This is a genomic window from Marinilabilia salmonicolor (genome assembly GCF_003003035.1).
Taxonomy (GTDB): domain Bacteria; phylum Bacteroidota; class Bacteroidia; order Bacteroidales; family Marinilabiliaceae; genus Marinilabilia; species Marinilabilia salmonicolor_A.
Genome location: NZ_PVTS01000004.1, coordinates 199,115 through 212,577 on the forward strand (window position 1 = coordinate 199,115; position 13,463 = coordinate 212,577).

Below are 13,463 nucleotides of genomic sequence, written 5' to 3' on the forward strand. Positions count from 1 at the left end.
GTTTACAACAAAAGAAAACAAGATAAAGAATCATTTCTTTCTGTTGTTCACCAAAAAACTATCGAAACTCGTTGAAAACACCGCTTCATGAAAAAATGTATTGTTTGCTTCTCTCCATCCTCCGCGGTATCCAATGCTGAATGGCAATACAAATCGAAACAGGTGAAGATCCGTCATTAATTCTATTCCTGACGTAGTATAAGTATCCCGATAGGTTTGTGTTTGCCCGCTTTCAATAAAACTAAGCTGGTAATTGGTCCGGGCAGCATCAAGAAATAGATTCAGTCGGAAGCGTTTGATATAGGCAATGCCCGACAATGACCAGTCCGGGTTCCACAAAGGCATTTGGTAGGTTGTATTCAGCACAAATAGCTGGTCGTTGTATATGTTGTTATAGCCACGGGGTAATGCTATGGCATCCCCAAATCTCTGAAAAGTACGGTAGGGAAGACTGGTGGCAATTTCATCACCATTACTTCTCTTTTGCCAACCGCCACCAATGGTAAGGGCATCATGTCTGCCAATTCCCGGAAGATAGAGTTTGCCTGAAGCGGCGACTGCTTCTCCTGAATTATAGTTTCCGGCCGGAGTGTGTTTGTATATGAAGCTGAGGGCTTGGCCCCATCGCGTATTAACATCCCTGTAAGTGCCTCTCTGTTTGTTGTGAAAATAGAGAGAATAATCTATAGCCCAATAATCCAGCTCAGGGTATTCGATGACATTGGTTTCACCGGTTTCGTAGTATTGATCACCGGGTAAAACTTCAATGATGTTTTGCTGATACACTCTGTTGCTGATATTTTGCCATGAAAGACCTGCCCGAGGTTGAATCAACCTGGACCATTCTCCTGCACTTAGGTCTAAAGGCACTCTGATACCTGTTTCTACTTTTATATGATTTTCTTTGCCGATTTGCTCAATGGTGAAAAGATTATCCTGCCCGATATAAATGTCGTTAAACGTACCGTTGAAATCTCCCCATTTGACATCGAAATCAATGATTGGAAACCAGCCCCTGTAGGTAAATCCAGCGTTGAATTTTTCGCGGCTTTTGGATCCGGCAGCATTGTAAGCCACTCTGGCAACTGCTGTTCCCAGAAGGTTTTGGCTCATAAGTGTGAGACCGGGATACAGTTCACGGTTGTCGATGTTGGTGTAAGCCGGAGCCCAGCTGTGCAGGTTTAGGAGGTTCCACTTGCTGTAATCATCAATTTCCGGGTTAAAATTGTTGTTGATATTTACCTCAACGGGTTCCTGGTTTGTTAGTTTCTTTACTAATGGGCTATTCAGCGACGATGGTTGGATGTTCTTTTTTAAAGTCTGGAATTTATTGGTCTTTGTAATTTCATATCCCATCGGCGTGTAATGTGCATAGTAAAGTGAACTGTCAGATGGAATTACCGTGGGGGACGTTGCTCCGAATTTTGATTGTGTGACCTGGCGCGTGGTATTGTTCTTTAGATTCAGGCAAAAAATTTCTTCGGAATGAATCGTTGAGGCTGCAAACCAAAGGTTATTTCGGCTTTTTTGGGGATATTTGGGTTCATCGAGTGCTGGTGCTCTCAATGTTTTCCATGTTTTCTCAAAGGTGTTCAGTGAAACGATGCTTTTTTTATTGTCCTGAAGTAGTACCATGACCAATTCTCCGCGAACATCACCCCATGAGGGATGTATTGGGAATGCATTGTCCGGTGTTGGTATGCGTTCAAAGGTTTTTCCAGTATTCAAGTCAATCAGGGTAATGAAAAACTCGTATGATTTGGTTGTTTCAACAACTGCCAGTGTATCGCTTTGGGATGCAAGCGCAGGAGCAAAATAGCGGGATTTGTGCGTTAACGTTTGTGTTTTCTCGTTTTCAAGATCGTAAATCCTGATGACGGAATGATCGGCATTGGGCCAGCGAATGTGCGGCATTGTTTCGCTCCATGCAACCCATCGCTCATTGGCAGTAATGGGGTCTTCATCCCGGTATCCGGTATAGGACAGTGTTTTAGGCTTTTTTGGGGGGTGTAACGCGACTATTTGCTTTCTAATGCCCGGACCACTCATCTCCGCAAAGAGCTGCCCCTTTCGGGTAATAACCGGGAACTGAAAATCTGTGTGTGTACCTTCAGAGGATGCGACAGGGGTTTGTTTTGTTAAATTTATAGTATCTTCGTATTTCCCCCATTCGTTTGCAATGCTGTCATATACAGATTTGTAAAGTTCATTTGGGGAGTTGTGTCCAGTTTTTCTTAAACTCCTGCGAAAAGGAATCAGGGACCAGCTGTTTTTTCCCACATTATCGATTACATTTTCCCATATCCCGGCTCCATAGCGGTTTCTTACTTCCGCTGTAAGATGATACCCCATTTTGTAATAATCTGGCACAAAATCTTTGTATGATCCCAGATAAGCCTTGTCGTAACTGTCTGGGCCGAAACCGGAAATTCTTGCCCGTAGGGGTTGCGTGAAAACCGGAAGTCTGCCACGTCCGCTTTGACTCAGGGTCGTTTCGGTAATTACAGCATCTCCTTCGATAAACCACATGGGCAGATAAGCTCCCAGGGCAGCACCAACGGCCTGTTGCCCGGTGAGCCAAGATGCCACTTTTGTAAATCCCTGATTTAGCTTGTCAATCTGCACAATATGTCTGTATTCGTGTACAGCCAGTTGTTGCAGCCAGTCGGTACTGTAATTGCTCTGAGATGGGTTGGGGTAGAGCTCAATTCGTTTTGGAGCCCAGGAAACAAACCCGTTGGTAAAGGTGGAATGGCTGTGAATGAGAATATCAATTTTGCCGGGACTGTGGTTTAGTGTGGCTTCAATTGAAGGTATGATGCTGTCCATAAAAATGGCTAGCTCTCTGGCCGGTTTGGAGAACTCTTCGGGGAATACCAGCTTAAACTTATCATGGTCAATTTTTTGCCAGCGGATGGAGGCTGGGTCGGCTCCGGAGGAATAATATTGTGCAGAGATTCCCTGAAAGAGGAACAGAAAAAGCAGGAGGGGAAAAACAATTTTTTGGTACATAAGTGTGGACTGTAGTCTGATGGTATTTGATTGTTTTTAAACAACGGGGTGATAAAAATGGTTGATTTTAATTCAATAAGGTTCCGGGTCTCACAAATGTAGTGTTTTTGAAATAATGGTGGAAAGAAGGGAGAAAGAAAACCACAGAGGACACAGCGTGACACAGAGGTACAAGCAGAAACAGTGGTTTCTTCCCGGCCATTCCCCTCCGTGTTTCCCCGTGCTCTCCGTGGTAAAAAATATAATCACAGAGGACACAGAGAGGCACAGAGGTACGAACAGGAAGAGTGGTTTCTTCCCGGCCATTCCTCTCTGTGTTTCCCCGTGCTCTCCGTGGTAAAAAATATAACCACAGAGGACACAGAGTGGCACAGAGGAACTACCGGGAACAGTAGTTTCTTCCCGGCCATTCCCCCTCTGTGTATCCCCGTGCTCTCCGTTTAAAAAAATAAACCACAGAGGACACAGAGAGGCACAGAGGTACGAACAGGAAAAGTGGTTTCTTCCCGGCCATTTCCCTCTGTGTTTCCCCGTGCTCTCTGTGGTAAAAAAATAAAACCACAGAGGACACAGAGTGGCACAGAGGAACTACCGGGACCAGGAGGTTCTTCCCGACTTTTCCCTCAGTGTTTCCCGTGCTCTCTGTGGTGAAAAATATACCACAGAGGAAACAGAGAGGCACAGAGGTACGAGCAGGAAGAGTGGTTTCTTCCCGGCCATTCCTCTCTGTGTTTCCCCGTGTTCTCTGTGGTGAAAAATATACCTCAGAGGACACAGAGAGGCACAGAGGTACGAACAGGAAGAGTGGTTTCTTCCCGGCCATTCCTCTCTATGTTTCCCCGTGCTCTCCGTGTAAAAAAAATATACCACAGAGGACACAGAGAGACACAGAGGAACAAACTGGAACAGAGGTTTCTTCCCGTTCATTCCCCCCTGTGCTTCCCCGTGCTCTCCGTGGTAAAAAAATAAACCACAGAGGACACAGCGTGACACAGAGGTACAAGCAGAAACAGTGGTTTCTTCCCGGCCATTCCCCTCCGTGCTTCCCCTTGCTCTCAGTGGTAAAAAAAAATAAAGACAGGTTCCTGAATTTTTACATGTTTTGGTTTAATATATTTGTTCAAATTTACCGACGCTGTAAGAGTTAACTTTATGAAATGAAATCATATATAAAAATGACAATAGAACAACAACATAGACGCCCCGTAATATATCAATTGTTGCCCAGGTTGTTTGGGAACAGGAACACAACCAATACCCCCGACGGAACTTTAGAACAAAACGGTTGCGGAAAATTTGATGACATCAGTAGTAATGCGTTGGAGAGCATCAAAGAACTCGGAACCACCCATTTGTGGTACACTGGAATTATTGAGCATGCACACCTAACCGATTATTCCAAATACGGCATTGTGAAAGACTACCCTGATGTAGTAAAAGGTAAGGCAGGTTCCCCTTACGCCACTAAAGATTACTATGATGTGGATCCCGACCTGGCCAATTCGGTGCCCGACCGGATGCAGGAATTTGAGGCATTGGTCAGGCGCACTCATGATGCAGGACTGAAAGTTATCATCGACCTGGTGCCAAACCATGTTGCTCGTCAGTATGTTTCGGATGCAAAGCCTGAGGGAGTTACTGATTTTGGTGAAGATGATAATCCATCCAAAGCATTTCAGCGGGACAATAACTTTTACTATCTGCCGGGAACAACATTTCAATCGCCTGTAGCTTCATTAGGCAACGAAGGATGGAAAGAGGAACCGGCTAAAGCAACCGGAAATGATTGTTTTAAGCCCAATCCGTCGGTAAATGACTGGTATGAGACCGTGAAACTGAACTATGGAGTGGATTACGAAACCGGAGAGAAACATTTCTCGCCTGTTCCGGATACCTGGAAGAAAATGCGTGACGTGGTGCTTTTCTGGGCTTCCAAAAAGGTGGATGGTTTTCGCTGCGATATGGCAGCAATGGTACCTGTGGAGTTCTGGACCTGGATGATTGATGAGGTGAAACGCCAGTATCCTTCGTTACAGTTCATCGGAGAAATTTATGATACGGATCGGTATCATGAATTTATTTTCAAGGCAGGGTTTGATTTTCTATACGACAAGGAGTTGTTTTACAATACTATGCGCGGTGTGATTACCGGCAACCGTCCTGCCATCGAACTGACATCCTGCTGGCAATGTACCGAAGGTTTTCAGCATCACATGGTCTATTTTTTGGAGAACCACGACGAACAACGAATCGCTTCCTCATTTTTTGCCAACGACCCATGGAAAGCCCTTCCTGGAGCGGTCTTGATGGCCACCATGCAGCGGAATCCTCTGCTTATTTATTTCGGACAGGAACTGGGAGAGAAAGGAATGGATCAGGAAGGATTCAGTAGCCTCGATGGCCGTACCTCTATTTTTGATTATTGGAGTCCTGAAAGAATTCAAGAGTGGACAGGAAAAGGAGATTTCCAGGCAGAGAACCTTCCGGATGAGGTCCGGCAACTAAGAAAGGAATATTCCACCATTTTAAATTTGTCTCATCAGGCTCCGGCACTTGTTAAGGGTTTGTTTTACGACCTTTCATGGAGCAATGTTCGGAATGAGGCTTTTAACACTTCATCTCTTTTCGCTTATTTCAGGTATTGCAGCGAGCAAATATTATTGGTCATCGCTAATTTTTCGGATAATGATCTGGATTATCGGCTTCATATTCCATCTCATTTTTTCGAACTTGCAGGATTGTCCGACCGTTTTTACTTTACCGGACACAATTTGTTGAAGAAAAACAAAATGATTCAGTTCCCGGCCGAGGTAGCCCAAAATGCCGGAATAGGAGGGCATTTGAAAAAATATTCAGCCTCGGTTTATGAACTCAAATATGAGATAATGAAACGAGGGTAATTGTTAATTATCTGATGATTTTTCTATTTTTGTGAATTGAAATTTCCGCAAAGATTTTAAATTTATCATGAAAACCTTTGCAGAAATTGGATTAACCCCGATTTAGAAAATCACTTATTTGGGTAAAGTATTAGACCAAATGAGACGATTTACTTTATCGAATCTGCAGGGGATACATCACAATATTAAACAATTCCGTGCAGATTTAGGGTGATAGAAAAAATATACTACTGTCTTATGATAGATTACTCACAGGTTACTATAGAAAATGTTGTGGTTCACCAGATTGGAAACCGAACCGAGGGCGAACCGGTAAAATTTTCCAAAAGTCCGCTGCGACTCTTCGACGAAGAAGTGGTGGGGGATGTTTTGTTGTCCTACTTTTTTAAGCCATTCAAAACGGAAGCTTATTTCAATTTTACCGATGAGAATGAGGAACCTGAAAACAACCCCGTTTTTAAATGGGTCTCTGCTGTTTTCGACAGTCCCGATAAGTTGTACGATACTTCCATTGAGGTGGCAGAATTTTTACACGAAAACTCCAACCATCCTAAAATAAGAGGTGGAGAGTTTTATATGGCTTATTTCAGCAATTGTGTGGTCGATGGCGAAGTAACCGATGGCATCGGAATCTTCAAAAGTGAGAACAAAGAAACTTTTCTTAAAGTCTATCTGAAGGACCAGACCTTTGAACTGGGGGCCCAGGAGGGTATCAATATCAAAAAACTGGATAAGGGATGCATTGTCTTTAACACCGAGCGCGAAGCTGGTTTTAAAGTTTGTATGGTCGATAATATTAACAAAGGACATGAAGCACATTTTTGGAAAGACGATTTCCTGGGGCTCATGCCACGGGAGGACAATTACTATTTTACGCGCAATTATCTGAATCTGTGTAAGGATTTTGTGACCGATGTGTTTAACGACGACCACGATGTGCCCAAGCCCGACCAGATTGATATGCTCAACCGTTCCATCGACTTTTTTGATAAAAATAACAACTTCAAAAAAGAAGACTTTGAGCAGCAGGTGATTCGTCAACCCGAAGTTATCGAGGCTTTTAACGATTACCAGGGAGAATTTGAAACAGAGAAAGCTCTTCCGCTTAATGACAACTTCGACATCTCAAAAAGTGCCGTTAAAACCGAGAAAAAACACTTCAAATCCATTCTGAAACTGGACAAAAACTTTCATGTGTATGTTCATGGCCGGCGTGAGCATATCGAGCGTGGCTTCGACCGCGACCGGGGTATGAATTACTATAAGCTGTATTTTGATGTGGAGCATTGATGTTTTTGCACTTGCTAATTGTACTAACATAAGATACAAAAGGTAGCGAGAGAGGGATTTATTATGTAAATCAAGTCAGGAGTTATTATCCTACTAGCATACTTTCGGAATCGCTCAAATTGGAGGCGCCAATAACAAATACCGCTACAACGGCAAGGAGTTGCAGGCTGATAAGATAGGGAATGGTGAGTTGGATTGGTATGATTATGGGGCACGGTTTTATGATGTGGCGTTGGGACGGTTTCATACTGTTGATCCCCTTACTGAAGACTTTTTTCATCAGTCCCCTTATGTATATGCAGGTAACAATCCTATTCGTTTTATTGATTTTATGGGGATGAATGCCAGTCCTTATTACGATAAAGAAACAGGCGAGCATTTGGGTAATGATGAAGAGGGTTTAAAGGGGATATAATGGTAACCACGAAAGAGACTTACAAAAAAGCTGATAAAAATGAAGATGGTTCAGTCAGCAGTGAAAGTATACAAGCAGATAAATAAACCCATGGAGTTCAGGAAGGGGGAGAATTGAAAGCAGAGGTTTATAGTAATATTTTTACAGATGTTTTAAGTCAAGGAGGTTATAATAATCCATCACCCAATGTTCGTAATCAGATGACTACAGGAGTAGGTAAGCCCGGATTTAAAATATTAGTAAATCAGACAGGAGCGGATGCCAAGATTGAACTGACATTTTGCAAAATATTGTCCACCACATAGAAAAGGTGGTTTTTATCTTCCTGCGGAAGTTTTTGAATCTCCTGAATTTTTTTGATGACATCGGTATCGAGCAGAAATTCGGTATTGCCTACCAGATAATCGAGTGAAACACCAAGAGCCTGAGCTATTTTACGGGCAATTTCTACCGAAGGTTTACGCCCAATACAAAATATGTAGGCATTACCGAACGCTACCATCTGAATAATCTGGATGAACTTCAGAGCAAACTTGAAAAATTACATCCGCTAAATAGTGCCAAAAGTGATTATTAATCTTTAAATTTGTAGGAGATAAAGCCATGGAAATTATGAATGTAGTTGAAAAAAGAGACTTTATACACAGTCATTTGCATCGTGCAAATGAAAAGACAATTAATGAATTATATGAGAAACTTCGTAATGAAGAAGTTTTAAAAGCAAAGCTGGAAAGCAGGGCTCAAAAATCGGAAGATGACATCCAGGCAGGAAGAGTTTTTTTAAGAGAAGAATTAGAGCAAAGAATCGCAAACCCCGGCTGTAAATGAAACTTGTTTATACGGAGCAAGCGCTTTTTAGTCTTGAAGAAGCCTTGAATTTTATTGCCCCTAAAGTATCACCTGAGAAATTGAATGATATCCGTGATGAAATCCTGGATGCAGCTGACACTTTGCTTTTGCAGCCTTTTCAAGGGCAGGGAGAACCTTTTTTAGAGCATTTAAATTTAGGACATCGTCGCTTGATAGTAAGTCACTATAAAATAATCTACAGAGTTGTAGAGGAATTCATTTACATTACTGATATTTTTGACTCCAGACAGAATCCTGACAAGATGAAAGGATAATTCAACTGCACAGACCCGAACAAGCGGTGTTCGCTCGCCGTCAATCAACAAAAAGTCACCCCAAGCCGTCCGACACTTTTTTTATTCCCTTTGTTCGTATCTACCCTAGCAAATACTTATTCCTGAAGTAAATTTTTATCAATAATTTTCGGATTGTGTAATGTGGATGTTTTCCATAACGTACTTCAACCACTCTTGAGGATCCATGTCGAGTTTCCTGCAAGTTCAGAAGAAGCTTTAGAAAATCGCGATGTTTTTGGCGGCATTGTGTGGGCCGGCAAACAAATAGTTCTTACATTAATAAAGCCAGGAGGCGAATGGAGTTTTTTACCAGGTTGCTGTTTATCTCTGGTTTTCTATGGCAAGACAGATCGGAAGGCTGATTCATCGATTCTTGCAAAAGTCCAGGACAAGTCCAATACATTGCCGGGCATAAATGTGTGAGCAGTACAGAATGATAGCAGATGAACAACCTTGATGACCTTCACGTAAATTAGAAAAATAACATCCTCTAAATGGTACCAAAAGTGTTTATTAATCTTTAAATTTGTAGGAGATAAAACAATGAATGCTATGAATCTTCAAGCAAGAAAACTGGAATTGGTTCAGATGATATTAAATACTGACCGCCCCAACTTGTTGGAAAAAGTCAGTCAAATACTCAAACAGGAGCAAGAAGCTGACTGGTGGGATGAATTACCTATATCTGTTCAGCAAGCCATTGAAGCAGGGAGCAAGGAAGCAGACAGAGGAGAGACTACTCCTCATGAAGAAGTAATGAAAGATGTTCGTTTAAGGTATGGCCTTTGAGATGGAAATATTCTGGTCAAATCAAGCACGAAAAGATTACTATAAAGTACTGGACTACCTTCATGAAAATTGGGGGCTAAATGAAGTGAAAAGCTTTGTGGATAAGACAGAGGAAGTTCCCGGGGTCATTAAGAAATATCCTAAAACCTTTGTTGAATCCCCTCGAAAAAGGAAATCCGAAAAGGCTTTGTTACCAAGCACAATAGCTTGTTCTATAAAGTTAGACCTTACAAGAAGGAAATAATTTTACTTACATTTTGGGACAACCGAAAAATCCTAAGAAACTCAAATATTAATCCCACCGCACAGACCAGGTTAATCGGTGTTCGTCATCACTTGTGGGCAAGGTTAGTGCCATCTTGTCCAGCCTTAATTCTCCTAAACAACTGATTTGCATTTAGTACGCAGCAGCTTCGGTTTCCCAGCCCGGCTTGTTTGAAAGCCAATGCCACCCAGGTATTGCAGGTTCTGAACAAATGATATTTCCTTTTGGACAGGAAAAAATAGCGGCTTTTGCCGTACATTTCGCTGGCGACGGGGGCGCTGGATTCGTCGCGTATCAGGCTACTGGAAAAGAAGAAGGTGAGTCGGTCAAATTGTTGTTTGTTCAGTTCCAGTTCCAGAAATCTGGCTTCACTGGTATAAGCCGATGAGATAGATATGCTAAACGGGTGAATTCGCATTACACTCTGAGTGGGCCAGAGCATTGCTCTTGCAGCCAGTAAAACGGGACTTCCCGAAGCCTGATAGAATTTTTCGTCACCCCAACTGACATCCACATACTGTTTATCCTCAAAAGTGGAGACTTCAGGCCATATTTCCGGATTAATTTTGTTAAAGGGAAGTACAATTCCGGTATGCCAGGCCTGTTGCACAACGTAAACCGTTATTTTATCGGAATCAAGGCTTGCTTTCTCCTGCCCGCTGAAAGGCTGGTTTATGAAGAATAGGATTATTAGTATGTGTTTTATCTTTGTCTTCATGAGTATTCTGTTGCTTAAAAGAAAAATCAGGACTATCATTGGAGAAACCAATTCCTACCCTTGTAATTTCGGGGTTAACACAATAAAATCCAAACCGGCCTTAAGCCTGATGTTTGTTAAAAAACCATATTGGGGTTTAAGGGATGAAATTCATTTGAAATAAAGTTTCTGGACAGTATAGAAACAAAAATCATGTACCGGAATTGAGAAAACAATTTCATAGTGATATAGACCATTTGAGTAAAATGACATTGGCCGTTTACAGATTCTTTCCAATCTGAATATTCCGGTAGGTTTCCATCTTTTCATAATGCTTTTGCTCCGTTTGAATAAAACCCTATTTTTGTTCGTTCACAAATAATCAAATTGATGAATCAACCACTTCCTGAGGATTTTTTGTTGCGGATGCAGCAACAGCTCGATAAAGATGAATTTAATTCTTTCGTGGAGAGTTTTGCAAATGATTCGCTGCCTTCGGTGCGGTTGAATCCTGCCAAAAAAGAAGAGTGGTTTTCTCAATACGAGCAGGTTCCCTGGTGCCCTCATGGTTTTTACTTAAAAGAGAAACCTGTTTTTACCCTTGATCCTGCTTTCCATGCAGGAGCATATTATCCCCAGGAGGGCAGCAGCATGGTGCTCTGGCATATTCTGGAAAAAATAGAAAAGGAAGAAAACGGCCGGGACCTCAAAGTACTTGATCTTTGTGGAGCTCCCGGTGGAAAATCTACTCTGATTGCCTCTTTCCTTGCGGGTGAAGGACTTGTGGTGGCCAATGAGGTGATTCAGTCCAGAGCGCGTATTCTTCGTGAGAACATCATCAAATGGGGAGCACCCAATGCAGTGGTCACGCAGTCCGATCCATCGGCTTTTGCCAAATTGCCCGGTTTGTTTGATGTGATGGTGGTGGATGCACCCTGCTCGGGCGAGGGTATGTTTCGCAAAGGAGAGGTGGCTCGTCGCGAGTGGTCGGCGGAGAATACCCGGCATTGTGCCGTTCGACAACGCCGCATTCTTTCTGATTCCTGGGATTCACTGAGGGAAAACGGCTGGTTGATTTATTCAACCTGCACTTTTAACCCCGAAGAGAACGAAGAAAATCTCAAATGGTTGATGGACGAGAAGAGGGCAGAGATAATGAAATTGGAAGTGCCGGACGATTGGGGCATTACATCGGTAGAAATCAGCGATGGCAACGGACTGGCTTTTTATCCGCACAAAGTTAGGGGAGAAGGCTTCTTTGTAGCTTTGCTGCAAAAAAAGGAAAGTCCCCGTTCTTTTAAAACCAACAGTGCCAAGCGCAAACCGGTGAAGTTCCCTCATGAGTTACGCTCACTCATCAGCAATCCTGACCGATATACTTATTTTGAGCGAAACGAGCTTTGGTCGGCTTTCCCGGAAAAATACATGAATGCGTTGCAGTCCATGCAAAAGCAACTCTATTTGTTGCATGCCGGGATTCCTCTTGGCACTGTTGGCCGCAAAGGCTTTGTGCCCGACCATGCGCTGGCAATGAGTTGGGAATGCAGCGACAATTTCCCGGAACTGGAACTGTCCGAAGCGGAGGCATTGCGTTATTTGAAAGGAGAACCACCGGTTACGGAAGAAAGTTTAGGCCGTGGGTTTTTTCTGATCTCCTGTAACCGAAACCGGCTTGGATTCGTTAAAAACGTGGGAAATCGATTTAATAACCTCTATCCAAAAAAGTGGCGCATCAGAATGAGGATTAATGAGGATGATTGAATCACAAAACCATTAAAAAGTTGCCATATTTCAACTATTTTACTTTTTTTGTTTTATAATCGGAGTATAATACTACCGGCCCAGTTGATAAGTCCGGTGAGTGTATGAGGGTTTTTGTATTACAGATGAAAAAAAATTTTTATGAAAAAATCTTTGTTTTTTTTACTGACATTCTGGTTTATACTGGGTTCTTGTGATAAAGATACCAATGGAACCGTAAATAACGACAGTCCTTTTGCCGGGTGTGTGGAGAGTTTTGAACCGAATGATGATCTGGAAATTGTGACATTTAATCTGGAGAACTTCCCAAAATCAGGAAATACCATTATGCATACTGCCGAATTGCTGGAGCATCTCAATGCAGATGTGGTGGCTGTTCAGGAAATCTCCAGCGAAGGTGCTTTGGTCGAACTGGCCAATCAAATGGAGGGTTGGGAAGCTGTTTTTACGACTGCACCGACCAGTTACGGCCAATCATTGGGATATCTGGTAAAAGCAACCGAAGTGGAATTGCTGGCGGAATCTACTCAGGTTTGGTTTGAGGATGATACCTACAATTTTCCCCGCACACCGTTTGTAATAAAAGTCAGACATCGTGAGAGCGGGCAGGAAACATTGCTTGTGAATCTTCATCTGAAGGCCATGGGAGATGATCAGTCTGTTGGTCGTCGTCGTATTGCCTCAACAATGCTTCAGGAATATATTGATGTCAATCATCCGGATGATTTTGTGATCGTGTTGGGGGACTGGAATGATGAACTGAATGAGGATAAAGCCATTGACGATGTTTTTTCAAATTTTTCCGATGCATCTGAACTTTACAGATTCGTTGATGAGACTATTGCCGACGGGGGAGAGCAATATTGGTCCTACCCGTCATGGCCAAGTCACATCGATCATATTCTGATTACTGATGAGTGGTTCAGTTATTTTGAATCGGTAATGACTGTCCGCGCAGATCAGTGTTTTGAAGATTATGAAGACTTTATCTCTGATCACCGGCCTGTGGTTGCGGTTTTTGATGTGGATTAGTTTATCGAAAAACCTGAATGGGGAAAACAAATTTGTTCTCAAGTCCACCGCAACATTAAGAATCTGACATATTTTCAAGGGATCTTTTTTAAGTCAAAAAGAACCCAGGCTGAAAGCTCAACTAAAATAGCCCTGGGCACCCCCCCGGGAATAGTGA

At 42.6% G+C, this 13,463-nt stretch carries 11 protein-coding genes; 8 read left to right on the plus strand and 3 right to left on the minus strand.

The genetic code is table 11. The features are described 5' to 3' along the window. Positions 1-30: 30 nt before the first annotated feature. On the minus strand, positions 31-3,012 hold the full coding sequence (locus tag BY457_RS05740; protein ID WP_106152375.1) for a hypothetical protein: 2,982 nt from the start codon (positions 3,010-3,012) through the stop codon (positions 31-33). A gap of 1,175 nt (positions 3,013-4,187) precedes the next feature. Between BY457_RS05740 and BY457_RS05750 the strand changes: the two genes are divergently transcribed. From BY457_RS05750 to BY457_RS05760, 3 genes are all read left to right on the plus strand, one after another. After that, positions 4,188-5,912, plus strand: a complete 1,725-nt coding sequence (locus BY457_RS05750) for an alpha-amylase family protein (protein WP_219885139.1) — start codon at positions 4,188-4,190, stop codon at positions 5,910-5,912. Positions 5,913-6,149: 237 nt separating this feature from the next. Further along, on the plus strand, positions 6,150-7,202 hold the full coding sequence (locus tag BY457_RS05755; RefSeq protein ID WP_106152380.1) for a nucleoid-associated protein: 1,053 nt from the start codon (positions 6,150-6,152) through the stop codon (positions 7,200-7,202). Between the two features lie 109 nt (positions 7,203-7,311). Next, positions 7,312-7,617 (plus strand): RHS repeat-associated core domain-containing protein, encoded by a 306-nt coding sequence (locus tag BY457_RS05760; RefSeq protein ID WP_106152382.1) that lies wholly within the window; start codon positions 7,312-7,314, stop codon positions 7,615-7,617. A 244-nt stretch (positions 7,618-7,861) separates the two neighbouring features. Here the strand turns inward: BY457_RS05760 and BY457_RS05765 are convergent, their stop codons facing one another. After that, a complete protein-coding gene (locus tag BY457_RS05765) occupies positions 7,862-8,119 on the minus strand; it encodes a helix-turn-helix domain-containing protein (protein ID WP_181256397.1) in 258 nt (85 codons plus the stop codon). Positions 8,120-8,229: 110 nt separating this feature from the next. Here BY457_RS05765 and BY457_RS05770 point away from each other — a divergent pair, with 110 nt between their 5' ends. The 3 genes from BY457_RS05770 to BY457_RS05785 all read left to right on the plus strand — a co-directional run bounded on the left by BY457_RS05770 (position 8,230) and on the right by BY457_RS05785 (position 9,551). Beyond that, positions 8,230-8,445 (plus strand): hypothetical protein, encoded by a 216-nt coding sequence (locus BY457_RS05770; protein ID WP_146130953.1) that lies wholly within the window; start codon positions 8,230-8,232, stop codon positions 8,443-8,445. After that, entirely contained in the window at positions 8,442-8,741 is a 300-nt protein-coding gene (locus BY457_RS05775) for a type II toxin-antitoxin system RelE/ParE family toxin (RefSeq protein WP_106152385.1), read from the plus strand. Before BY457_RS05770 ends, BY457_RS05775 begins: the two co-directional genes overlap by 4 nt. A gap of 573 nt (positions 8,742-9,314) precedes the next feature. Further along, a complete protein-coding gene (locus tag BY457_RS05785) occupies positions 9,315-9,551 on the plus strand; it encodes a hypothetical protein (RefSeq protein ID WP_146130954.1) in 237 nt (78 codons plus the stop codon). Positions 9,552-9,883: 332 nt separating this feature from the next. Here BY457_RS05785 and BY457_RS05795 read toward each other — a convergent pair whose 3' ends face one another. Then, positions 9,884-10,534, minus strand: a complete 651-nt coding sequence (locus BY457_RS05795) for a DUF2459 domain-containing protein (RefSeq protein ID WP_106152389.1) — start codon at positions 10,532-10,534, stop codon at positions 9,884-9,886. Positions 10,535-10,903: 369 nt separating this feature from the next. Here BY457_RS05795 and BY457_RS05800 point away from each other — a divergent pair, with 369 nt between their 5' ends. Next, positions 10,904-12,274 carry a methyltransferase RsmF C-terminal domain-like protein gene (locus BY457_RS05800; protein WP_106152390.1) on the plus strand — a complete coding sequence of 457 codons (1,371 nt, stop codon included), beginning with the start codon at positions 10,904-10,906 and terminating at the stop codon, positions 12,272-12,274. Positions 12,275-12,415: 141 nt separating this feature from the next. After that, complete coding sequence (locus tag BY457_RS05805) at positions 12,416-13,306, plus strand: endonuclease/exonuclease/phosphatase family protein (RefSeq protein ID WP_106152391.1); 891 nt, start codon at positions 12,416-12,418, stop codon at positions 13,304-13,306. The last annotated feature ends 157 nt before the right edge of the window (positions 13,307-13,463 follow it).

Excerpts from the sequence above, each read along its gene's own strand:
- BY457_RS05740 (WP_106152375.1), bottom strand. The coding sequence starts at position 3,012 with ATGTACCAAAAAATTGTTTTTCCCCTCCTGCTTTTTCTGTTCCTCTTT.
- BY457_RS05750 (WP_219885139.1), top strand. The coding sequence starts at position 4,188 with ATGACAATAGAACAACAACATAGACGCCCCGTAATATATCAATTGTTG.
- BY457_RS05755 (WP_106152380.1), top strand. The coding sequence starts at position 6,150 with ATGATAGATTACTCACAGGTTACTATAGAAAATGTTGTGGTTCACCAG.
- BY457_RS05765 (WP_181256397.1), bottom strand. The coding sequence starts at position 8,119 with ATGGTAGCGTTCGGTAATGCCTACATATTTTGTATTGGGCGTAAACCT.
- BY457_RS05770 (WP_146130953.1), top strand. The coding sequence starts at position 8,230 with ATGAATGTAGTTGAAAAAAGAGACTTTATACACAGTCATTTGCATCGT.
- BY457_RS05775 (WP_106152385.1), top strand. The coding sequence starts at position 8,442 with ATGAAACTTGTTTATACGGAGCAAGCGCTTTTTAGTCTTGAAGAAGCC.
- BY457_RS05785 (WP_146130954.1), top strand. The coding sequence starts at position 9,315 with ATGAATCTTCAAGCAAGAAAACTGGAATTGGTTCAGATGATATTAAAT.
- BY457_RS05795 (WP_106152389.1), bottom strand. The coding sequence starts at position 10,534 with ATGAAGACAAAGATAAAACACATACTAATAATCCTATTCTTCATAAAC.
- BY457_RS05800 (WP_106152390.1), top strand. The coding sequence starts at position 10,904 with ATGAATCAACCACTTCCTGAGGATTTTTTGTTGCGGATGCAGCAACAG.
- BY457_RS05805 (WP_106152391.1), top strand. The coding sequence starts at position 12,416 with ATGAAAAAATCTTTGTTTTTTTTACTGACATTCTGGTTTATACTGGGT.